This is a genomic window from Bradyrhizobium oropedii (assembly GCF_020889685.1).
GTDB classification, from domain to species: domain Bacteria; phylum Pseudomonadota; class Alphaproteobacteria; order Rhizobiales; family Xanthobacteraceae; genus Bradyrhizobium; species Bradyrhizobium oropedii.
This window is the reverse complement of record NZ_JACMYO010000140.1, coordinates 1-22,551: the sequence shown is the minus strand read 5'-3', so window position 1 is coordinate 22,551 and position 22,551 is coordinate 1. Positions and strand designations below refer to the sequence as shown.

21 protein-coding genes and 1 pseudogene are annotated in these 22,551 nt (G+C 64.2%); 14 read left to right on the top strand and 8 right to left on the bottom strand.

The window, feature by feature from the left end:
- Positions 1-255: 255 nt before the first annotated feature.
- Both H8A95_RS30645 and H8A95_RS30640 read right to left on the bottom strand, forming a co-directional pair.
- The gene (locus tag H8A95_RS30645) at positions 256-792 is read right to left on the bottom strand and encodes a hypothetical protein (protein ID WP_229169255.1); all 537 of its coding nucleotides are present in this window, start codon (positions 790-792) and stop codon (positions 256-258) included.
- Positions 793-940: 148 nt separating this feature from the next.
- Positions 941-2,488: an acetolactate synthase large subunit gene (locus tag H8A95_RS30640; RefSeq protein ID WP_229186566.1), complete on the bottom strand. Its 1,548-nt coding sequence runs from the start codon at positions 2,486-2,488 to the stop codon at positions 941-943.
- A 234-nt stretch (positions 2,489-2,722) separates the two neighbouring features.
- Between H8A95_RS30640 and H8A95_RS30635 the strand changes: the two genes are divergently transcribed.
- The 4 genes from H8A95_RS30635 (at position 2,723) to H8A95_RS30620 (ending at position 6,603) form a co-directional block, all read left to right on the top strand.
- Positions 2,723-3,295: a L,D-transpeptidase gene (locus H8A95_RS30635; protein ID WP_229186565.1), complete on the top strand. Its 573-nt coding sequence runs from the start codon at positions 2,723-2,725 to the stop codon at positions 3,293-3,295.
- Between the two features lie 108 nt (positions 3,296-3,403).
- Positions 3,404-4,204: a DUF2927 domain-containing protein gene (locus H8A95_RS30630; protein WP_229186568.1), complete on the top strand. Its 801-nt coding sequence runs from the start codon at positions 3,404-3,406 to the stop codon at positions 4,202-4,204.
- 284 nt (positions 4,205-4,488) lie between these two features.
- Positions 4,489-5,520 carry a MerR family transcriptional regulator gene (locus H8A95_RS30625; RefSeq protein WP_229186563.1) on the top strand — a complete coding sequence of 344 codons (1,032 nt, stop codon included), beginning with the start codon at positions 4,489-4,491 and terminating at the stop codon, positions 5,518-5,520.
- An 87-nt stretch (positions 5,521-5,607) separates the two neighbouring features.
- Complete coding sequence (locus H8A95_RS30620) at positions 5,608-6,603, top strand: LysR family transcriptional regulator (protein ID WP_229186562.1); 996 nt, start codon at positions 5,608-5,610, stop codon at positions 6,601-6,603.
- A gap of 938 nt (positions 6,604-7,541) precedes the next feature.
- Here H8A95_RS30620 and H8A95_RS30615 read toward each other — a convergent pair.
- Positions 7,542-7,754, bottom strand: a complete 213-nt coding sequence (locus H8A95_RS30615; protein ID WP_229186561.1) for a hypothetical protein — start codon at positions 7,752-7,754, stop codon at positions 7,542-7,544.
- Positions 7,755-8,225: 471 nt separating this feature from the next.
- Between H8A95_RS30615 and H8A95_RS30610 the strand changes: the two genes are divergently transcribed.
- A complete protein-coding gene (locus H8A95_RS30610) occupies positions 8,226-9,374 on the top strand; it encodes an ABC transporter substrate-binding protein (RefSeq protein WP_229186560.1) in 1,149 nt (382 codons plus the stop codon).
- A 36-nt stretch (positions 9,375-9,410) separates the two neighbouring features.
- Here H8A95_RS30610 and H8A95_RS30605 read toward each other — a convergent pair.
- The 4 genes and pseudogenes from H8A95_RS30605 to H8A95_RS30590 form a co-directional block, all read right to left on the bottom strand.
- Positions 9,411-9,659: pseudogene (locus H8A95_RS30605) on the bottom strand (class I SAM-dependent methyltransferase); the annotation flags it as partial.
- Positions 9,660-9,789: 130 nt separating this feature from the next.
- Positions 9,790-10,035, bottom strand: coding sequence for a hypothetical protein (locus H8A95_RS30600; protein ID WP_229186559.1), 246 nt, complete (start codon positions 10,033-10,035; stop codon positions 9,790-9,792).
- 46 nt (positions 10,036-10,081) lie between these two features.
- Positions 10,082-11,206, bottom strand: a complete 1,125-nt coding sequence (locus H8A95_RS30595; RefSeq protein ID WP_229186567.1) for a M48 family metallopeptidase — start codon at positions 11,204-11,206, stop codon at positions 10,082-10,084.
- 4 nt (positions 11,207-11,210) lie between these two features.
- On the bottom strand, positions 11,211-12,362 hold the full coding sequence (locus tag H8A95_RS30590) for a DUF898 domain-containing protein (protein ID WP_233287275.1): 1,152 nt from the start codon (positions 12,360-12,362) through the stop codon (positions 11,211-11,213).
- Positions 12,363-12,432: 70 nt separating this feature from the next.
- On the opposite strand from H8A95_RS30590, the gene H8A95_RS30585 reads away from it, so the two are divergent.
- The 4 genes from H8A95_RS30585 to H8A95_RS30570 all read left to right on the top strand — a co-directional run bounded on the left by H8A95_RS30585 (position 12,433) and on the right by H8A95_RS30570 (position 17,746).
- Positions 12,433-12,999: a hypothetical protein gene (locus H8A95_RS30585; protein WP_229186557.1), complete on the top strand. Its 567-nt coding sequence runs from the start codon at positions 12,433-12,435 to the stop codon at positions 12,997-12,999.
- A 239-nt stretch (positions 13,000-13,238) separates the two neighbouring features.
- Positions 13,239-14,510 (top strand): cytochrome P450, encoded by a 1,272-nt coding sequence (locus tag H8A95_RS30580; RefSeq protein WP_229186556.1) that lies wholly within the window; start codon positions 13,239-13,241, stop codon positions 14,508-14,510.
- 30 nt (positions 14,511-14,540) lie between these two features.
- Positions 14,541-15,815, top strand: coding sequence for a cytochrome P450 (locus H8A95_RS30575; protein WP_229186555.1), 1,275 nt, complete (start codon positions 14,541-14,543; stop codon positions 15,813-15,815).
- A 95-nt stretch (positions 15,816-15,910) separates the two neighbouring features.
- Positions 15,911-17,746, top strand: coding sequence for a class I SAM-dependent methyltransferase (locus H8A95_RS30570; RefSeq protein ID WP_229186554.1), 1,836 nt, complete (start codon positions 15,911-15,913; stop codon positions 17,744-17,746).
- A gap of 10 nt (positions 17,747-17,756) precedes the next feature.
- Here H8A95_RS30570 and H8A95_RS30565 read toward each other — a convergent pair whose 3' ends face one another.
- Positions 17,757-18,266, bottom strand: coding sequence for a MarR family winged helix-turn-helix transcriptional regulator (locus H8A95_RS30565; RefSeq protein WP_229186553.1), 510 nt, complete (start codon positions 18,264-18,266; stop codon positions 17,757-17,759).
- 109 nt (positions 18,267-18,375) lie between these two features.
- Between H8A95_RS30565 and H8A95_RS30560 the strand changes: the two genes are divergently transcribed.
- The 5 genes from H8A95_RS30560 to H8A95_RS30540 form a co-directional block, all read left to right on the top strand.
- Positions 18,376-19,275: an alpha/beta fold hydrolase gene (locus H8A95_RS30560; RefSeq protein ID WP_229186552.1), complete on the top strand. Its 900-nt coding sequence runs from the start codon at positions 18,376-18,378 to the stop codon at positions 19,273-19,275.
- Between the two features lie 123 nt (positions 19,276-19,398).
- The gene (locus H8A95_RS30555; RefSeq protein WP_229186551.1) at positions 19,399-20,202 is read left to right on the top strand and encodes an isocitrate lyase/PEP mutase family protein; all 804 of its coding nucleotides are present in this window, start codon (positions 19,399-19,401) and stop codon (positions 20,200-20,202) included.
- An 80-nt stretch (positions 20,203-20,282) separates the two neighbouring features.
- Positions 20,283-21,269, top strand: coding sequence for an integrase core domain-containing protein (locus H8A95_RS30550; protein WP_229186550.1), 987 nt, complete (start codon positions 20,283-20,285; stop codon positions 21,267-21,269).
- A 208-nt stretch (positions 21,270-21,477) separates the two neighbouring features.
- Complete coding sequence (locus tag H8A95_RS30545; RefSeq protein WP_229186549.1) at positions 21,478-22,038, top strand: thiamine pyrophosphate-binding protein; 561 nt, start codon at positions 21,478-21,480, stop codon at positions 22,036-22,038.
- Positions 22,038-22,551 (top strand): thiamine pyrophosphate-dependent enzyme (locus H8A95_RS30540; protein WP_229186548.1); only part of this gene is annotated, 514 nt, incomplete at its 3' end. The genes H8A95_RS30545 and H8A95_RS30540, both read left to right, overlap by 1 nt.

The window sequence follows — 22,551 nt, the reverse complement described above, 5'->3', positions numbered from 1 at the left end:
CTTGGGGCAGCGAAGACTTGGGGCAGCGAAGACTTGGGGCAGCGAAGACTTGGGGCAGCGAATTGAAGTGCGGGAGAGGGAGCGAAAGAGGCGCGGAGCCGATAATCCGCACCGCCATCGGATCGTTCTGAAAATTGACCACCAGCTCCAGGAATTGCTCCACCTCCCGCACCTTCTTTTCTGCCGTGCATGCAGGGGCGGCGCATGATCCAAACGGGCTATCACTGCAATGCGTAGAAAGAATCATCGATAGACTTAATGCTGAGCACCATCGTCGTGCCTGCCTGCGAGCCCGCTCTCGCGTATACGCTCCGCAAACCAGCGCGACATGGCGCTGTCGATGGCACCGCCGGCATAGACTTCGGAAAAGCTCACGCCGTGCTGTCCGACGATCACCAGAACGCCCATCGCATAGGCAAACCAGACATTCGGATCGGTCAGCGCCTGCAGCTTGCGCTGATCGTGCTCGATCGGCTGGTGGTTGCTGTCCTTGCGCAGCTCGACGGCCAGCAGATTGTTCGGGATGTCGCGCTGATGCACGACGATATCGGGATAGATCGACTTGCCGAGATGGTCATCGGTCGAGCTCCCCGAGCCGCGCGGCAGCCGCAGCGTGCGCTCGCCGAGCCGATCATAGTTGCAGTCGACCTGCCAGCCGGGAAACTGCCGCTCGACATAGACCGCCAGCCGGTGAGTAAGCGTTCGCTCGCCGAGATCGCGCTCCAGCAGGAAGGTCTCCTGCGCGTAAAACTCCTGCACGGCGGCGATCACCTTGTTCAGCTCGGCCTGCATTGGCGCCTCCGACTGGACTAAAGCGCGATGAGATCAGGTTGATCCATCATTGCTTTAGCTCTCTGTTTGAGCATGATCTTTTCGGAAAACCGCTTCGCACTTTTCCGGATCATGCTCGACCGCCGCCGCGGCCGTTGCACTCGAGCTGCTACATCTGCACTTCGATCAGCCGCGGTCCCGGCTCGGCAACTGCATTCGCCAGCGCCTTGTTGAACTCATCCGCTGACGTGACCGCCACTGCCGGCACGCCCATGCCCTTCGCGAGCGCGACGAAATCGAGCGTCGGCCGATCGATCTTCAGCATGTCCTGCGCCCGCTTGCCCGGCTCGCCGGCGCCGACGCCGTCGAACTCGCCGCGCAGGATCTGGTAGATGCGGTTGGCGAACACGATGGTCACGACATTGAGCCCTTCGCGCGCCTGCGTCCATAGCGACTGGATCGTGTACATCGCGCTGCCGTCGCCGACCATGCAGATCACCTTGCGGTCAGGACAGGCGATCGCGGCGCCGGTTGCGACCGGCGTCGAGAAGCCGATCGAGCCGCCCATGTTCTGCAACCAGTCATGCGGCGCAGCGCCCGCGGTCGGCGGGAAGAAGCCACGCCCGGTGGTGACGGATTCATCCACCATGATGGCGTTCTCGGGGATCGCGCACGCAATCGCCTGCGCGATCGTGGCGTGGTTGAGCGCGCCGGTCGGCTTCACCAGTTCCGGGTGCTGCTGCGGCTTGACGTCCTGCGCCGTGGCATGCAGCGCATTGGCGAGCGCCTCGAGCGCCGCGACCGAATTCTCGCCCCAGGCGGTCATGCGATGCACCTGGCAGCCTTCCGCCTTCAGCATGCTCGGCTTGTTCGGATAGGCGAAGAACGCCACCGGATCGTTGGCTTCGACCAGCGCGATGTGACGGAAATTCTTCAGGATCGGCAGCGCCTGCTCGATCACATAGGGAATCCGGTTGACCGAAAAGCGGCCGCGGCCGCGCGCCATGCGCGGGTGATAGGTCTGGCCCATCACGGTGCAGCCGGTCTTGCCGGCGATGCGCTCGGCGAGCGCCAGCCCGTGCTCGGTCAGCGCACTGCCGGTAACCAGCAGCAGGGTATGCGCGGCATCGCCGTGCAGGATTTTCGCCGCGGTGTCGACCGCCTGCGGCGAGTAGCTCGGGCGTTGCGCGTCGACCGGCACATCAGCGATACCGTCGGCCTCGTTCCAGGCGGTGTCGGCCGGCAGGATCAACGTTGCGATCTGCGGCGGCGCGCTCTTCGCCGCGGCGATCGCGGCGGCGCCGTCGGCCGCAACCGACTTGGCGTCCGGCGAGGTGCGCACCCAGGACGACATCGGCCGCGCCAGGCCCTCGATGTCGGAGGTCAACGGCGCGTTGTAGCCGATGTGGTAGGTGGCGTGCTGGCCGACGATGTTGACGATGCCGGAATGCGCCTTCTTGGCGTTGTGCAGATTGGCAAGGCCGTTGGCGAGACCGGGCCCGAGATGCAGCAGCGTCGAGGCCGGCGTTCCCTTCATGCGGAAATAGCCGTCGGCCGCACCGGTCACCACACCTTCGAACAGGCCGAGCACGCAGCGCATGCCGGGGACCTTGTCCAGTGCTGCGACGAAATGCATCTCCGAGGTGCCCGGATTGGTGAAACAGACATCTACGCCGCCCGCGACCAATGTCCGCACCAGACTTTCCGCACCGTTCATGAACTCGCTCCCGTCAGAGATGTTTCTTGCTTCGCTTGAGAACGCTCCAGATCAACCATTCTTCATCCGCTTCGTCAAAGGCTTGGCCGGACAATGCAGGTATCGCTTACGATCTGTTGCCTTTTTAAACCGAGTTGTTCGAAAGTGCCGGAAGTCACGGCTTCGTCGCTTGCGAAATGCCGGTAATTGTGGCCTCTCTGAGTACATATTTGATTGTTCGCGAGGACGACGACGATGCGCCCGTTTGCCTTGATGTTTGCCGCGCTCACGATCCTGGCAGGAGCCGGCCAGGCCCAGGCCCAATTCTTCGACTCCCGCGGCTACCAGTCCGAGCCCCCGAGCTTCTTCGGCGGTGGCGGTGCGAGCCCGATCCCACGGACCACCGTCAACTACCCGACCAACTATGCTCCCGGCACCATCGTGGTGAACACCGCCGAGCGCCGGCTCTATCTGGTGATGGCGAACGGCCAGGCGCTGCGCTACGGCATCGGCGTCGGCCGCGACGGCTTCCGCTGGGGCGGCGTCCACCGCATCTCCGCGAAGAAGGAATGGCCGTCGTGGACGCCGCCCTCGGACATGCTGCGCCGCCGCCCCGATCTGCCGCGCCACATGGCCGGCGGCATCGAGAACCCGCTCGGCGCGCGCGCAATGTATCTCGGCTCGACGCTCTATCGGATTCACGGCTCGAACGAGCCCGAGACGATCGGCCAGGCGGTCTCATCAGGCTGCTTCCGCATGACCAATGAAGACGTCAAGGACCTCTATGATCGCGTCTCGGTCGGCGCCACCGTGGTGGTGAAGAACTGATCGCGTCGATTTCAGCGGGACCAGGCCGCGGCCATCCGGCACGATCGCTGATCCCGCCACCTTGATCACGTCTTGCGCTGCCGCAAACCTTGCGGCAGCGTTGTCATGATGTCCCAGCCCCGCCTCTCGATCCTGTTCGTTGTCGCCGCAGCGCTCGCCGCTTGCCTTGCTGACGCCACCAGACCCGCAACCGCCACCGAGGTGCCGGCAATCGCCGCGCGCCAGCGCCACGAGAAGAAGGTCTTCACCGATGCCGAGATCGTCGAGGGCTTTCTGAAGACCGCGTTCGGTGCCGAATATCATCTTGCCGGACGGGTGGACCGCATCCGCAAATACGACAGCCCGGTGCGCGTGTTCGCCGACGGCAGCCGCGCCGACCGCAAGGCCCAGCTCGCCAAGGTCATCGCCGACATCGGCACGAAGGTGCAGCATCTTGACATCGCGATGACCGACGACAAGGATGCGGCCAGTGTCGTGGTCAAGCTGGTGCGCGATCGCGAGCTGTACCGGACGATCGCGACCTTCTACGGCCAGGAGCGCGCCAAGGAGATCCGTTCCTCGCTCGATCCGCAATGCCTGTCCGGCTTCCGCAAGAACGAGAAATACGAGATCGAGCATTCCGACGTGATCCTCACCGTCGACAATGGCGATTTCGTCTTCCTCGACTGCGCCTATGAGGAGCTGTTGCAGTCGCTCGGCCCGATCAACGACACTGCGACGGTGCCGTGGACCATGTTCAACGACAGCGTCTCGATGGGCTTCTTCGACGTCTACGACCAATATCTGCTCAATCTGCTCTACGACCCCCGCATCAAGCCCGGTATGAACGTGCAGGAGGTCAAGGCCGTGCTGCCCGCCGTACTGACCGACGTCCGCGCCTGGGTGGCAAAGGTGAACCATCTGGAGTGAGGGTGCTATGATAGGCACCGACGCCCGCAACACATAAAGCTGTCGTCCCTGCGAAAGCAGGGACCCATAACCACAGGATTGGCTTGGTGAGGAAAGCTGTGGCCACATCGTCGCGCAACAATCACCATCGGTGGTTATGGGTCCCTGCTTTCGCAGGGACGACACCGAGTGTGTGGTGCGGCTTGTGAGTCGTACCGCAGAGTGCGGGACCCCCCCCTTCCCGCTTGACCTTGCCCCTGCGGCCGCTCCATAAGAGGCGCGGTCAGACAATGCGAGGTGATTCGATGAATGCTGCTGCCGCCCGTTTCCTCAGCCCGTCCGAAGCTGCCAGACAGCTCGGTATCTCGGCGAAAGCGCTGCGCCTCTACGAGGAGCGCGGCCTGATCGCACCCGGCCGCACGCCGGCGGGATGGCGCGCTTATGGTGCGGCCGAGATGGCACGCTGCGCCGAGATCGTCGCGCTGCGCGCGCTCGGCCTCAGCATCAATGAAGTGGCGCGGATCCTGAGCGGCGACGCCGTCATCCTCGATCGGGTGCTGGCGGCGCACGAGGCCACGCTCGAAGCGAGCATCCGCCAAAGCGGCGACAGCATCGCCAGGGTGCGCCGGATGCGCGCCGACCTCGGCCGCGGCAAGATGCCCGCGACGCGCGACGTCATCGGCGCTGTGAGGACGCGGCCGGCGATCGGCGTCGCGTTCGATCTGCCGTGGCCGTGGGGCGGTGAGCGCTTCGAGCTGCGCGACATCAAGCCGCTGAACTACATCGTCGGCCCACTCGGCAGCGGCAAGACGCGCCTCGCACAGCGGCTCGCGGAGGCACTGCCCGAGGCCAGCTTCGTGGGGCTGGACCGCACAGCCGACGGCGGCGCGGCCGTTCGCGCGCGGCTCGATGCCGACCCGGCGCACAAGGCCCGGGTCGAAGCGAGCCTTGCCGTCCTCCGGGCCGGCGGCGCAATGGACTCGACCGCGCTGACCACCCTGCTCGCGGCCATCGAGGCCTGCGACGGTGCGATCCTCGTGATCGACATGCTCGAACAGAGGCTCGACGCGGCCAGCCAGGAAGCCATGATCGCGTTTCTGCGCCGTCGCGGACCGGAGGCCCGGCCGCTGTTCTTCCTGACACGCTCCAACGCGATCCTGGACCTCGACGCTGTCGGCGACGACGAAGCGATCATCCTGTGCCCCGCCAATCACAGCCGGCCGATCTGCGTCAGGCCGGTACCCGGCGCGCCCGGCTATGAAGCGGTCGCGACCTGCCTCGCCTCGCCGGAGGTGCGCGCGCGGACCGAAGGCATGATCGCGTGGCGACCATCCTGACTTCTCGCAATGGTTGTATTATAATCACACGACAATGCACGACGCAGGTCGGATGCACTCAAAAAAAGTGTGCTATAAGCACACACGATGACCGAGCTTCCCCGTACCCAGGCCTTGCGTTGCTTCATCACGGTTGCCCGTGAAGGCACCGTGTCGCGCGCCGCCGCGATGCTGAAACTGACCCAGCCCGCGGTCAGCCTGCAACTGAAGGCGCTGGAGGAAAGCACCGGACTGCTGCTGTTCAACCGCACACCGAGCGGATTCACGCTGACCGAGGCCGGCGCGGGACTGCTGCCGCTGGCGCACCGGGCGGTGGCGGCGGCATCCGACTTCAAGGCGATGGCGGATTCGCTGAACGAGGCGCAGCGCGGCACGCTGCGCGTCGGCACCATCCTCGATCCCGAATTCACCCGGCTCGGACCGTTCGTGCGCAGCCTTGCGATGTCCTCGCAGCGCACCGAGGTCTTCCTGCGCCATGGCGTGAGCGACGACGTGCTGGCGCAGATCGGCAGGGGCGAACTCGACGTCGGCTACTATGTCGACGCCACGCCGCCGGAGCAGCTCGTCCATCACAGCTTCGCCGAGCGGACCATCGCCGACGGCCGCTACCAGCTGGCGCCGCTGCTCAGCTACGACTACCGCGTCATCGCACCGATCGGCTGGCGGGACCGGGTGATCGGCAAGGGCTGGGCGGAGCTCGCCGAGATGCCCTGGCTGGCGACACCGCCGCATTCCGGCCACCGGCGGATGCTCGACGACATCTTCCGCCCGCTCGGCGCGCTGCCGAAGCGCGTCGGCTATACCGACCAGGAAGAGGCGATGATCGACTTCGTCGAATCCGGCCTGTGCCTCAGCCTTGCGCGCGACAATGTGCTGGCGACCCGGATGGCGCGCCCGCATCAATTCGTCGTCGCCGACAAGGTGAAGCTCACCTGCGATCTCTCCTTCGCCACCCTCGCCGCCCGCCGCCACGAGCCGGTGATCGCCCACGCCTTCGCAAGCGTGCGCGCAGTGTGGAATATCAAGCCGGCGATCGCCGGCGCCGGACCGACGCGGACGCGGAAGGTCGCGAAGAACGTGTGAGCGCGGCACGGGGTATGCTCGGCACAGGGAACGGCGCTTCACTCTTCCGCTTGGTCACCAACCAGAACCGCTGGGACAGCAGTCGCGCTCGGCGTACCTTGCAGACTCAAGGGAGACTGCTAATGATGCGCGCCGTCTGAGAGTTCGACGCAACGGCGATGAGCACGGCATCGAATGGGATTTCGAGATCGCAAATATCTGGTTTACGCCGTTCTCGGAAGTCCGACGACGGCCCCGCCGTGGGTTGAACGAACGTGGACCCACATATTCAACGCTCTGGATCCCCTTATCCACGTAGCGCGTGATGCAGCGGTACGATCAAGCCAACTACATCCAGGGAACGGCACGCCCAATCAAAGGAATATTTCGTTTGGGCGCATTGGCTGGAGTAAGGCGGGATGCCAAAAGTGGACGCACACTGAGAACGGAGTGCTCCTCTCAGGCCGTCAGGCCGAGTTTGTGGCCTGCGAGGTGTGGGCTCCCTCCTGGTCTGTTTGCGAACGCAGAGAACTGGCGCCCGACGTCTTCTTTTCCATGAAGAGCGAGCCTGCCTTTTCGTCCGGCTCGGCTTGTATCCTGGCTGTCGCCTCCGACTTTGACCAACACGACAACGGCAGGCAGGCTGCAAACTCGATCGCGGGGCAGTGCTCCGGGGGCATTGCGTTCGACAGTGGGGTGGCCATGTCCAAGACGGGGTTCGCCTAAACGCGGTCAATGATCTTTTGGTCAGCGGGTTGTTCAAGCCCGGCCCGCGACATCAGGCGCCGCCATCATTGACGATTTTGAATGGAGCCTGGACGCCCTTCTAGGCGACCTCACGTCCTGCCAAGATGCCGGGCGCAACTCCATACCGGGATGCAGGCTAATCTAGCACACACATTCGCCGCCCGAAATTCAGGTTCGGCGGGTCGGCAGGTCATCGCAAGTCAATATCTAGACTAGGCTGCAAACACGACCGGTCTCGTCAGGTCCGCCATCGCGGGCACCAGCGATGGCGCCTCGCAATCCTGCAGCGCGAGTTCGTTGATTAGGTCGCGCAGCCTTGGCGGCAAGTCGGCATAGTCGCCGCGCAGGGCATGACGCAGCCGCTCGCCGATCTCTTCGCAGATGGCGCGCGCGTGCACGGACGCGATCGGATGAAGCTCACTCATGGACGTGGACCGCTTGCGACGATGGCGCGCCGTCCAACTGCAACCACGGATCCCGCATACGCAGATGCGATCAAGACGAGGATCCGAACAATGCTGAACATGTTCGTACTCCCTTTTCTGATCCTTCCAATATCAGGGAGACATTGCCGCCCGATTAGGGAAACTGGTTCGCGCGGCCTTTAAGGGATTGGTAAACGCGGGGTTCAAGGCCGGATCGAGGTCGGACCGGAAGTGCTGCCCGAATCCGATTCCGGGACCGGGCGAGATCGAAATCCGGCCGCTGTACGAATGACCGATTCCGTCTGAGGCCTCCCGTGCTGCCGGACGTGCACCCCTTACCCAAGTGCTGTCCGCTGTCCCCAATCCGGGGGACAGACGCATCAGGTGGAATCAATATGATGCGGAACCGGACAGCGGTCGGCTATCATCGGCCGCGCATTAAACAAAAAGAACTTGCTGGGAGGATTTGCAATGAAGCTGGCCATGGCCGGACTCTGGGTACTCGCGGGTGCGATCCTGATTGCACCGGACGCGCGGGCCGACATCAAGGTCGGCGTCGTGGTGTCGGCATCCGGACCGGGCTCGGCGCTCGGCCAGCCGCAGATGCGCACCATCGCCGCGCTGCCGAAGGAGATCGGCGGCGAGAAAGTCACCTATATCGCGCTCGACGACGAATCCGATCCGACCAAAGGCACGCAGAATGCCCGCCGCCTGGTGATCCAGGACGGCGTCGACATCCTGATCGGCTCCTCGCTCACCCCGGTGACCATGCCGATGCTCGACGTCGCCGCGGAAGCCAAGACGCCGATCATCTCGCTGGCCGCGGCAACCGCGATCGTGCGCCCGATGGACGACCGCCGCCGCTGGGCGTTCAAGGTGGTGCCCAATGACGACCTGATGGCGGCGGCGATCCTGAAATACATCGCCAAGTCCGGCATCAAGACGCTGGGATATGTCGGCGTCTCCGACGGCTATGGCGAAGGCTACTACAATGAGGTGTCGCGGCTGGCCCCTCAGCTCGGCCTCACCGTCACGACCCATGAGGTCTATGCGCGCGCCGACACCAGTGCGACGGGCCAGGCGCTGAAGGTGATCGCAACCAACCCGGACGCGGTGTTCATCGCCTCCGCGGGCACGCCGGCCGTGCTGCCGCAGGAGGCGCTGCGCAGTCGCGGCTATGCCGGCAAGATCTTCCAGACCCACGGCGTTGCGTCGGAGGAATTCATCAAGCTCGGCGGCGCCAATGTCGAGGGCGCGATCTTCACCGGCGAGGCTTTCACGATCGCCGACGATCTGCCGGCGAACGATCCGTTCCGCCAGGTGCGCGACGAGTTCGTGGCGTCCTATGAGAAGGTCAACGGGCAAAAGCCGAACATCTTCGGCGCGCATCTGTGGGACGCCGTCACCCTGTTCAAGCGCGCGGCGGCAATCGCGTTGAAGACGGCAAAGCCCGGCACGCCGGAATTCCGCGCCGCGCTGCGCGACGAACTGGAACGCGGCAAGGACGTCTATCTGAACAACGGCCTCTCGACCATGAGCCCGACCGACCACAACGGCTATGACGAACGGTCGGCGTTCCTGATCAAGGTCGACGGCGGCAAGTTCCGGCTGGTGAAGTAGAGGCTCGCGACCGGCTAGACGATGATTTCAAATTCACCGCTTCTCATTGGCGATCGCAATCATCTCCGCCGAAATATCGGTGGCGAGATAACTCTCGACGTCGCCCGCAAGCCGCAGCGCCGTGGTGCCGGTCCCGCAACCGAGCTCAAGCACACGATCGCTGGATTTCAACAGTGCGCGGGTGCGGTCCAGCGTACGCTCATATTCGGCCGGCGCGCCGATCGGCCGCGCGGCATATTTGCGTGCAGCCCGGTCCCAGAAGCGGGCGTCGCTTTCGATGGTCAAGACAGGCAAATCCTCCGGGCGCGTGCGAGCTCGGAGACCATGAGCAGTCTGCCCCCGCTCAAGTCAATTCCGTCAAAATGTCGCGCTAGCCCGGATCGATTTGGACGATTCAGCCTGGTCCCATCGCGCCTCAGTCGCCGCCCCATCGCCAGCGCGGCGGCTCGCCCTTCCACCAGCATATGGCGATGAGCAGAAGGCTCAGGACGACCACATAGGTCACGAAGCGCGCGGGAGAATGCGGCAGGTTCATCGCGCCGCCGACCGCAATCAAAACCAGAAAGCCTACGAGAACCGACCAGCCCTGCCAGTTGCTGGGTGGTCCCCAGCCCCAGCCGTAGCGCTTGGCGGGAAACCAGTATCTGTCGTCACGCGGCATGGGATGGCTCCGGTTCTCGAGATCCCGATTTCGTAAATCCCTTGCGTTACACCTTGCCCTTGCCCGATCCGCAGATGCCCTTCAGCGCCTGCCATTCGGCTGATGACAGCAGCGGCTGGCCGTTGGGCTTATTGCCGGCGTCGGCCTTGTCCATGCGCGCGAGGCGGTCCTCGGTCAGCGGATGGCTGGAGATCAGCGAGAATCCCTTGCCGCCTTCCTTGCCGGTGACGCGGAACATCAGTTCGCCCATCGGCTTCGCCGGACGGCCGAGCCTGTGCATGGTCTCGATCGCGAACGTATCGGCGTTGGTCTCGGCGTCCCGCGAATAGGATGACGTCACCAGCGAGCGCGATGCGAAGATCAGCGCGCCGGAGCCGGTGACGTCGCCGAACAACAGCCCGATCAGGAACGAGGTGCCGCCATTGTGGATGAGCTCGCGCATGCTGTCGCGATGCCGGAGATGGCCGAGCTCATGCGCCAGCACGCCGGCGATCTCGTCGGGGTTCTCGGCCTTCTCCAGCAACCCGTCGAACAGAAACACTTTGCCGCCCGGCAGCGCGAAGGCGTTCGGCACCGGCGTCGCCAGCACGCCCGACTGCACCGAATTGTCGAAACCTGCGGACTCCCGCAACTTGCCGACCAGCTTCGCGAATGCCGCCTGGCCGGCCGCGTTGCTGCAGGGCTTGCCGTCGAACAGCACCTTGACCTGCGCCTCCGCGACATCGCCGATGCGGCGCTCGAAGGAATCAGGCACCAGCGGTGTCAACCGCTCGGCGGCCAGCGGCACGCCGAACAGCACCACCAGCACGATCGACACCGCAGCCGCGACCGACCAGCCGACGATCGCGACGACGCCCTTGCGGTTCGGCAGGTCGGCCTCGAGCGTGTCGCAGCGTGCGATGAGCTCGGCGATCAGCGCTGCGTCGCGGATTTCGAGCCGCGCCAGCGATGGCGCGGTCAGGCAGCTCAGCCGCAACAGGCCGGACGGACTGTCGGCACGGCGGATGTCGTGAAACGCCCAGCGCGCGAGCTGTTCGCCGTCCTGCCTGATCTCCAGCGCATCGGACAGTTTGAGCGCGACGATGCGCCGCCGGTTGGACAGGCCGTCGAAGAAGACGCCGCCGGGATTGGGCGTCGCCGCGGAGCTGGTTTCGTTGGAATCTGCTTCCATGTCGCTAGAAGCCGCCGACATCGAGGCCATCGGCAAAGCCCTCGCCGAGCGCATTGGCGAGATCGCCGCGCGCGGTGACGTTGGCGGCGGCAGCGATGTTGTGCACGATGGTCGAGGACAGCACCCGGACCCAGAGATCGCGCATCAGATAGACGCGCATCACCACGTTCATCGCCAGCGCAAAGGCGAGATAGCCGATACCGAGCAGGACGATCAGGGGAATGCTCTTGGCGAACGCCTCGGTCTTGAAGAACGTATCGATCGAAGAGCCGCTCATGCTGGCGACCAGCAAGGTGCTGAGCACAACGTAGACCGCGAACACCACGACAAGCAGCAGGATCCAGCCGATGACCTTCCAGTAAAGGCCGATCAGCGCGCCGCGGCTGAGCGTCGATTCAAGCCGTACCTCGCCGAAGCGGATGCCCGACAGCCACCAGCGCCATTCGACCGCCTTGAACGCGGCATAGGCGAACGGGGCGAAGACGTAGGAAGACAGCGCGAACGGCATCAACAGCCACAGCCACCAGCCGCGCTTGAAGAACTCCCAGCCGTGGCCCTCGAACGAGCCCTGCAGGTCGCCATAATAGGAATGCCGCATCTTGTAGCGTTCGAGCGCCGCCTCGCGCCACGGCAGCGCCAGGCCGAACGTGATCACGACCAGCAGGCCCCACAGCGAGGCCTTGAGCGCATAGATCCAGCCCGAGCCGCTCATCCAGAAGCGGACGCCGCGCCACACCGTGCGGGTCAGGCGGTAGCGCCGCGCGCGATAGATCGCGAACTGGCCGAACACGTAGAAGAACGCGACCAGCGGCAGCGAGGCGAACGCCTTGAGATGCTCCGCCTCGATACCGATCAGGAAGTAGCCGAGATAGACCGGCAGCAAGATCGCCAGCGCGACCAGGAAGCCGATCAGCAGCTCCTTGCCGCGGCCGGTATATTCCGGCGCGTCGCCATCGATCAGGGTGTTCGACCAGAGGTGGCGGCGGATGTCGGTGGTGAGCCAGAACCGGTAGAAGCCGACGGTGACCAGCTCGAGCCCGGCACCGCGCGCGACCAACCGGAAGAACTCCTTCCGGCTCCCTGAAAATGCCACAGGCATCGGCGGTGGAACCGGTTGCGGGGGCGGCTGCGGCGGCCCCAGCGGGGTCCAGCTCATGTCGTTCACGGGATAACTCCAGGACGGGACAATCTCTGCGCATCAAAAGCACAGGTTTGTCGCTCTGAGTGTGATCCAGGTTTCACATAAGGTCGAGATCGCCGGCCGATTTTTGGCGGGGTGCGGTTGGCCATGCCTTAACGGCATTGCCGGAAACGGCGCGGTCCTCGCAGCGGCTCCCCCCGTCGCGGGCCGGCGTCGAACCCAAGCGAGCAATCACGTGACTTACGGAACAGGCGATGGCGCCGCCGCGAGCGAGGTAGCGATGAACAAGTGGATTTTGTCAGCATGCATTCTGGCGCTGACGGCGGCTCCCGCAGCGGCCGGCGACGTGCGGCTGGATTCCTATCGCAATCCAGCGAATGAGAGTTTCCGCATCTTCAATCATATGTACCTGGACGGCGTGAAAGGCGGCCTGATGGCCTACAATGCATGGCTGCGGCGCCACGACCAACCGTCGTTCTGCATGCCTGGCAACCTCGCATTGTCCACCGAGCAAACCGAGGAGATCATGCTGAAGTCGGCCGACAAGCGGTCCGCAAAGGGCGACGCCTTGGTCGCGCTCCTGCTGCTCTGGGGCATGCAGGACACCTACCCCTGCGAAAAGCCCGGCACCGAAAAACCCGACAGCCAATAGAGGCCCGGCACCGTTCGCACACCTCCGCCCGGCCAAATCAAACACCGTTTCAAACGCGCGTGGTCGCCGCCGCTGCGCCTCCACAACAGGAAAAGCCCGGATTCGGCCGTTTTGGCCGGCTACCAATGCGGCCAAATGCGCGCTGAGAGCCCTTGCGCAAACCGCGGAATGGGAATGTAATTCGGTAAAACATGCCGCGCCGGCGATGCCCCGGCTGCGAAACGGTTGAGGAGCCGCTCATGCACGGGACCATCGATCTCGCCGAGGCTATGAATCTGGACGCCGCACGCGAACGCGCCAACACGCTTCCGCTCGCGGACTACGATCCCGGCGATCCCGAGCTGTTCAAGAACGATACCTTCTGGCCGTATTTCGACCGGCTGCGCCGCGAGGATCCGGTGCACTACTGCAAGGACTCGATGTTCGGTCCGTACTGGTCAATCACCCGCTACAACGACATCATGGACATCGAGACCAACCATTCGGTGTTCTCCTCGGCCGCCTCGCTCGGCGGCATCACCATCCGCGACGTGCCGCCGGATCTGCGCCGCGAAAGCTTCATCGCGATGGACCAGCCGCGCCATTCGGCGCAGCGCAAGACCGTGGCGCCGATGTTCACGCCGACGCATCTTGACGAACTCGCAACCAATATCCGCAAGCGCTCGACCGAATGCCTGGACAACCTGCCGCGTGGCGAGGTGTTCGACTGGGTCGACAAGGTCTCGATCGAGCTGACGACCCAGATGCTCGCGGTGCTGTTCGACTTCCCCTGGGAAGACCGCCGCAAGCTGACGCGCTGGTCTGACGTCGCGACCACCCTGCCCGGCGCCGGCGGCCTCGTCGCCACCGAAGACGAACGGCAGGCCGAACTGATGGAATGCGCGAGCTATTTCGCCAGGCTCTGGAAGGAGCGCAGCAACCAGCCGCCGAAGAGCGACCTGCTCTCGATGATGGTGCACAGCGACGCCACGCGGAACATGGACCCGAAGAATTTCCTCGGCAATCTGATCCTGTTGATCGTCGGCGGCAACGACACCACGCGCAACACGCTGTCCGGCAGCATCTATGCGCTGGCCAAGCATCCGGAGCAGTACCGCAAGCTGCGCGAGAATCCGGCGCTGATCGACAGTTTCGTGCCCGAGGTGATCCGCTGGCAGACGCCGCTTGCCCACATGCGGCGCACTGCGCTCGCCGATTTCGAATTCCGCGGACGCCAGATCAAGCAGGGCGACAAGGTCGTGATGTGGTACGTCTCGGGCAACCGCGACGAGGAAGCGATCGAGAAGCCCTACGAGTTCCTGATCGACCGCGCCCGGCCGCGCACCCACATCTCGTTCGGCTTCGGCATTCACCGCTGCGTCGGCCTGCGGCTGGCCGAACTGCAGCTCAAGATCATCTGGGAAGAGATCCTCAAGCGCTTCGACACCATCGATGTGGTAGAGGAGCCGCAGCGGGTGTATTCCAGCTTCATCAAGGGCTACGAGACGCTGCCAGTGCGCATTGCCGCCTGACGCGTCGCGAGCCAATCGGGATCAAGAAGCATGAACGTCCAGACCGCCATCCGTGCCGACCGGGCCGAGCTAGAGCGCCAGGCGCGCGAGGAAGCGTATTCGACACCGTTGCAGGACTTTCATCCCGGCGCGCCAAAACTGTTCCAGAACGACACGCTGTGGCCGTGGTTCGAGCGGCTGCGCAAGGAAGAGCCGGTGCACTACTGCACCAATGCCCCGATCGAACCGTATTGGTCGGTGGTGAAGTACAACGACATCATGCATGTCGACACCAGCCACGGCATTTTCTCGTCGGACTCCACGCTCGGCGGCATCTCGATCCGCGACGTGCCGCCCGGCTACGACTATCCGAGCTTCATCGCGATGGACCAGCCGAAGCACGCCCATCAGCGCAAGACCGTGTCGCCGATGTTCACGCCGACGCATCTGGATGAGCTCGCCAAGCTGATCCGTCAGCGTTCGGCCAGCGTGCTCGACAATCTGCCGCGCAACGAGACCTTCAATTTCGTCGAGCGCGTCTCGATCGAGTTGACCACCCAGATGCTGGCGACGCTGTTCGACTTCCCCTGGGAAGAGCGGCGCAAGCTGACGCGCTGGTCCGACGTCTCCACCGCGTTGCCGAAGAGCGGCATCGTCGATTCGCCGGAACAGCGCCGGCAGGAGATGGACGAGTGCTACGCCACTTTCTCGAAGCTCTGGAACGAGCGCGTCAACTCGGCCCCGCGCAACGACCTGCTGTCGATGATGGCGCATAACGACGCCACCCGGCACATGGACCCCGACAATCTGATGGGCAACATCATCCTGCTCATCGTCGGAGGCAACGACACCACCCGCAACACCATGAGCGGCTCGGTGCTGGCGCTGCACGAGCATCCCGATCAGTTCCGGAAGCTGAAGGAGAACCCCGAACTGATCGACACCATGGTGCCGGAGGTGATCCGCTGGCAAACGCCGCTCGCGCATATGCGGCGCACCGCCCTTCAGGATACCGAGATCGGCGGCAAGACGATCAGGAAGGGCGACCGCGTCGTGATGTGGTACGTCTCCGGCAACCGCGACGACGAGGTGATCGAGCGCCCCGACGAGTTCATCATCGATCGCGCCCGGCCGCGCATCCACCTGTCGTTCGGCTTCGGCATCCATCGCTGCGTCGGCATGCGGCTCGCCGAGCTGCAGCTCAAGATCGTCTGGCAGGAGATGCTGAAGCGCTTCGACCGCATCGAGGTGGTCGGCGAACCGAAGCGGGTCTACTCCAGTTTCGTGCGCGGCATCGAGAACCTGCCGGTGCGGATCCCGGGCTGAGCTTAGATAGTCCTTGGCCACAAATGCGATCGGCCCTATGTCTGGGCCGAGCGGTCGATGCGCCGCGTCTCGCAGTTTGGGCCAGTTGACGGAACATGAACCGAAAAGAACGGCGTGCGGCCGGTAAGCGACGGGACGAGTCCGCCAGGAACGCACCTGCTTTCGGCTCCGCGGGCGTCAGCATTGCCGGCCTCGCTGCGGAGGCAAGCCGCTTCTACGGGATGCGACGCTTCAACGAAGCGCAGGAGATTTGCCGGCAAATTCTCGCGCGTGAGCCTGCGCATGTGCAGAGCCTGAACCTTCTAGGCCTGATGGCGCAGGCATCCGGCGATCACCGGGCCGCGGCGAAGATGTTTGCGAAAGCCATCGCTTCGGACGAGGTGAACGCCGCCTGCCACTACAATGCCGGCAACTCCTACCTGGCGCTGGGCAATCGCGCCAAGGCGACCGCGCATTTCAGCAAGGCGCTTGCGCTCGGCATGGATGCGAAGGCCGTCGGCTTCATCCTCCAGAGCCCTACCGTCACCGCCTATGTCGGGCGGATTGCCGGCCAATGGCCGCTGCCGGTACCGAGCGTCGAATTGTTCGGCAGCGAAGGCATTGCGCCGCTTGCGGGCGACCTGTTCCTGCGCTCGGCGATGGAAGCGACGACGCTGGCGAGCATGCAGCTCGAGGTGCTGCTTGGATATGCGCGGACCGAGCTGCTGCGGCTCGCGAGCAACAAAAGCGACGTCGACGACGAGATCATTGCCTTTGCCCGCGCGCTCGCCCGGCAGTGCTTCATCAACGAATATGTTGATGGACAGGCTGCAGTGGAAAGCGAAGCAGCGGGCGCACTGCGCGATCGCTTGCTGCAGGACCTGGCATCAGGCGCCGCGATCACGCCGCTCACGCTGGCCGTCGTTGCGGCCTATTTCCCGCTTCATGCCCTGCCTGAGGCGGACGCGCTGCTGCGTCGGGATTGGCCTGCGACCACAGCCGGCCTGTTGCGGGTGCAACTTCGCGAGCCGCGCGAGGAGATGGAAGAGCGCAGCGCCATTGCGGCGCTCACCCCGATCAGGAACGACGTATCCGTCGAGGTGATGCGCCAGTACGAGGAAAATCCCTATCCGCGCTGGACCGTGAACCCGCTGACGGCATTCACCGCCGATCGGGCGCGAGGACGAACCGTCGCGACCGCGGAACAGCGAGCCGAACGGGATATCCTGATCGCGGGTTGCGGCACCGGTTCGCACGCGATCCAGATCGCACAAGTCTATCCGAACGCCCGCCTGCTCGCGGTCGACATCAGCATGACCAGTCTCGCCTATGCGCGCCGCAAGACGCGGGAGCTCGGCTTGCGCAACATTGAATACGCACAGGCTGATATCCTCGAACTAGGTGCGATCGATCGCACCTTCGACAGCATCGAGTCGGTCGGCGTGCTGCACCATCTTGCCGAGCCCATGACCGGCTGGCGCGTGCTGGTCTCGCTGCTGCGGCCGGGCGGCACGATGCGCATCGGCCTGTACAGCGATCTGGCGCGCCGCGTCATCGTGGAGGCCCGCACCCGTATCTCCGCGCGCGGCTATCGCGCCACTGCCGACGATATCAGACGATGCCGGCAGGATATCTTCCGCGAGGCGGATCAGTGGAAACCGCTGATCGGCGCCAAGGATTTCTACAGCATGAGCGGCTGCCGCGATCTGCTGTTCAACGTCATGGAGCACCGCCTGACGATCCCGGAGATCGCAGCGTTCCTGAACGAGCACGGCCTGTCGTTCCAGGGCTTCGAGCCGTTCGACGATCCGGCGGTGCTCGAGCAATTCCACAAGCAGTTTCCGGGCACGGCCGACGAGACCAATCTGGATCAGTGGCATCGCTTCGAGGTCGCTCACCCCGAGACGTTCTGGGACATGTACGTCTTCACGGTGAGGAAGAGCGCACCCTGACGGCAGGGGGCTAGCGCGCGTGCTGGCCCTTGTTGGTCGGCAACGGACAGTTGGCGCAGACCCTGTCGTCGCACATCCGGCAGATCGTGAAGCGATCCATCTCTGATGTATCCTGCCTTGCCAGCAACTCGCGGATCAGCGTTGCGAGCTGCTTTCGTTCTGCCGACGAGAGCACGTCCAGCAAGGACGTCACGGCTGAGATCCGGGACGCCAACAATTCGTTGCGGGACGCGGCGCCTGACGCCGTCAGGTGCAAGGCGACCTCCCGGCCGTCCTTTCCCGCCCGGCGCTCGACGAGCCGATCCGAAACCAGACGGTCGACCAGCCGGACGGTTCCGGAATGCGACAGGCCGAGGATCCGCCGCAGCTTGTCGTTGGTCATGCCCTGGCCGTAGCCGATGACGATGAGGGCCGCGGGCGTCTCGCCGCCGCGGCCGACCACCTCGCGCGCGCCTTGCTCGATCCGATCCATGACGGCGAGCGACAACGCGCCCAGCAGATTGGCAATTCCGTTTTCCATGCGGTGAATAATATGTGCGCTGCGCACAAAAAACAACTTGACTATATATGTGCGCTACGCACATATTTATCCGGGAGAGCAGCCAAGAAAAAAACGATGGAGAACAGTGATGACAACCCGAAGCACCGCGCTGGCAGCACCGGACGCCGCCGGCCGCGAACCCGCGCTGAAATACGTGCAAGCCAACGGCGTGCGGTTTGCCTATCTCGAACAGGGCAGCGGCCCGCTCGTCATGTTCATGCACGGCTTTCCCGACAATGCTTGGTCGTATCGAAAGCAATTGCAGGTGTTCGCGGATGCCGGGTATCGCGCGGTCGCGCCGTTCCTGCGGGGCTATGCGCCGACCGAGATTCCGGCCGACGGCATTTTCGATCCGATCGCGCTGGGCAGGGATCTCGAAGCGCTGATCGCGGCGCTGAGCGACGACGGACAGGCGCGCGTCGTCGGCATGGATTGGGGCGGCACGTCGACCTTTCAGGCGCTGGCGACGGCGCCGTCGGCGATCAAGGCCGCGGTGGTGATGAACACCGCGCACCCGATCACAATCCCGAGCCTAAGGAGCGATCCCGATGCCGTTCGATCGGTCTTCCATGTCTATTTCTTTACGGTGCCTGGCGCTCACTCGGCGGTCAACATCGAGGGACTTCCCTTCGTCGACTACCTTTGGAAGTTGTGGTCGCCAACCCTGGAGAACGACGAGCATCTCCGATCGGTCAAGGAGACGCTCAGCTCTCCCGGCACCATGAAGGCGGCGCTGAAATACTACAATGGCCTGGTCGATGCGGGCGTTGCGGGCCGGCTGCCGATCAACGACATGCATACGCCGACGCTGACGATTTATGGCGGCAACGATCCGACGGCGCGGTATTCGATGAAGGAAGAGCCGCTCTTCAAGGGGCCACATCAGCGCGTTGTCCTGCCCGATGTCGGGCACTTCCCGCACCTCGAGCGTGAGGCCGAGGTCACCAGCCTGATCATGGAATGGTTCAAGACCCACGCCCCCGATTGAACGCAGATGGCGGACGCTGGTCAGCGCCGCCTGCTGAACGAAATCGCCGCCTTTGGCACGGATGCCCGACCAGGGCGGCGTTGACGACAACATCTTCAGATTCTCCGAACAGGAGTGCGCGCAATGGACGCCACCACACAGCAGCAATATGCCGAAGCGTTTCACGGTCTTCACAAGCAGGGCGATCCGCTCGTGCTGTTCAACGCCTGGGACGTCGCCACCGCCAAGGCGATCGCGAAGTCCTCGCCGGCGGTCGCGACCAGCAGCGGCGCCGTCGCAGCCGCGCTCGGCTATGCCGACGGAGAAAACGCCCCGCTCGACATGGTGGAGGGCCTGGTCTCGCGGATGACCGCTTCGGTCCCGGTTCCGGTATCGATCGATCTGGAGGCGGGCTATGGCGACACGGCGGAGGCGGCCGCGAATTCAGCGGCCCGGATCCTGAAGGCCGGCGCCATCGGCATCAATATCGAGGACGGGCTTGTTGGCGGAAAGCGGCAACTCGCTGATCCTGCGCAGCATGCCGCGAAGATCGGGGCGGTGCGCGACACCGCGCAAAAACTCGGAATCCGTCTCTTCATCAATGCCCGAAGCGATCCGTTTCTGCTGAAGTTCGGTTCGCCGGAGCAATGCCTGAATGAAGCGGCAAGGCGTGCCAAGGTCTATGCCGATGCCGGCGCCGATGGAATCTTCGTCCCTGGACTGACCGACCTCGCGCTGATCGAGAAATTCGTTCAGCTCACGCCGCTGCCGGTCAACATCATGGTGACGCAAGGTGTCCCCGAAATCGGGGACCTTGCCCGCGTCGGTGTCCGCAGGGTGAGCCTTGGGCCGTGGCCGATAATGGCGGCGATGCGTGCCATCGGACACGCCGCCGCCGCGGTCGCCACCAGCGAGCAATACGGCACGTTCTTGCAGCCGAATGCCTGAGTTCGGAGATCGTCAGCCCCGTCATTGCTGTGCATGTTCACTAATTCGCTGATTGGATCGCTCCACTGGAGGACGGTCCGATGCGCGATAACAGCTACGACCGGACGATTGAACGCAACTACCTACAGAAGTGGCGGTTCCTGATCCCGGAATATGAGGCGGTGAAGGCGGGGCGGTCGGAGCTGTTCAAGCGGGTCGGAGACTTCTACCGCCACCACGGGACCTGCTCGCAGACGTTCCGCAAGTATTACAATCGCTATTTGCAGAGTGGCGACGAAGCGGACTTGCTGCCGCGTCGCCGTGGGCCCAAATGGCGGGAACGGCGCGAGCCGGAAGGGATCGAGGCTGAGATCATCGCCTGCCGCAAGCGCGGGATGAATCGTTACGAGATCCATGCCGTCTTGCGCGAGCAGCGGGACACAGTACCTTCGCCGGTGACGATCTACCGGGTGCTGAGACGCCATCAGCTGAACCGCCGCACGCCGGCGATGCGCGAGGAGAAACGTCGCATTATCAAGGACAAGCTCGGGGAGCTGGGCCACGTCGATCTGCATCAATTGCCGCGCGATATGTTCCTCGCGCCGCCCCCGGCCACGGCCTACATCATCAGCCTGATCGACAGCTGCTCGCGCTTGGCCTGGGCCGAGGTCCTGATTTCCAAGAAGGCGCTGCCAGTCATGTTCAAGACGCTGAAGATGATCAACACCCTCAACGTCACCTATGGGCTCGCCTTCCAGGAAATCCTGTCCGACAACGGCGCCGAGTTCGCCTCTCGCAACAACCCTCAGGAACATCCCTTCGAGGCCATGCTGCTCGAACTCGGCATCAAGCACCGCTACACCAGGCCCTATCGGCCGCAGACCAACGGCAAGGTCGAGCGGTTCTGGCGCACCCTCGACGAGGATGTCATCGAGGGCGCCACCTTCGACAATCTTGACCACTTCGCCAATGAACTGTTCGAGTACCTGATCTACTACAACAACCACAGACCCCATCAGGCCCTGGCAGGGCAAACACCGAAGGCCTTCGCCGCTACCAAGACCACCGCGATCCAATCAGCGAATTAGTGAACATCGACAATTGCGAGGAGCGAAACGACGAAGCAATCCATCCGTCCACGCATGAGGAGAGATGGATTGCTTCGCTTCACTCGCAATGACGGGATATACAATTCCGGCATAGCTGCGCGAAACAGATGCGACGGGAGCTAAACCGCCCCGTACGCTAATGCTTCCGGTGTGAGGACGCGCCAATGCGCGTCCCCAGACCGAGGCCATGATGGACCAGATTGCCGTTCACCAGGACAGCGCGACCAGCAGCGACTGGCCGGTTGCGATCTACCGCACGCTGAAGCGCTTCGGCGTGGCGCAGGTGTCCTACGTCCCGGATGCGGGACATTCCAAGCTGATCAAGCTGTCGCACGCGGATGCCGACATCAAGACCACGGTGCTGACGACCGAGGAGGAAGGCGTGGCGATGGCCGCCGGCGCCTGGCTCGGCGGCGACCGCGCGGTGCTACTGATGCAATCGAGCGGCGTCGGCAATTGCGTCAACATGCTGTCGCTGATGGCGAGCTGCCGCTTCCCGCTGCTGACGCTGGTCACGATGCGCGGCGAATGGGCCGAATTCAATCCCTGGCAGATCCCGATGGGCCGGGCGACGCCTCAGGCGTTCGAGATCATGGGCACCACCGTACTGCGGCTGGAGAATCCCGACGACGCCGAGGAAGTGGTCTCGGCTGCGGCCTCGCTCGCCTATGACGGCGACCAGCAGGTCGCGGTCTTGATCTCGCAGCGGATGATCGGTCGCAAGAAGTGGACCAAGGAGACGCACTGATGTCCATCACACCTGGTACCCTCGACCGCCGCGCCGCCGTGAAGGCGCTGCTCGCCGACCGCGGCGACCTGCTCGTGATCTCCGGGCTCGGCTCCTCGTCCTACGATGTGTTCGATGCCGGCGAGCACGCGAGCAATTTCTATCTCTGGGGCGCGATGGGCGGCGCGGCGATGGTCGGGCTCGGCCTCGCGCTGGCGCAGCCGAAGCGGCCGGTGCTGGTCGTCACCGGCGACGGCGAGCAGCTGATGGGGATCGGCAGCCTCCTGACCATCGCGACCAAGCAGCCCGGCAACCTCTCGATCGCCGTGCTCGACAACGGGCATTTCGGCGAGACCGGGATGCAGCCCAGCCACTCCGGCCTCGGCGCCAGGCTCGAGGTGATCGCTGATGGCGCGGGGATCGGCAATGTGTCTGATATCGCCGACATGGCCGGCATCGAGCGCTTCCGCAACAGCCTGCGCGATCTCGGCGGCGGCCCGCGGCTGGCGCGGATCAGGATCGCGGCCGGCGAAG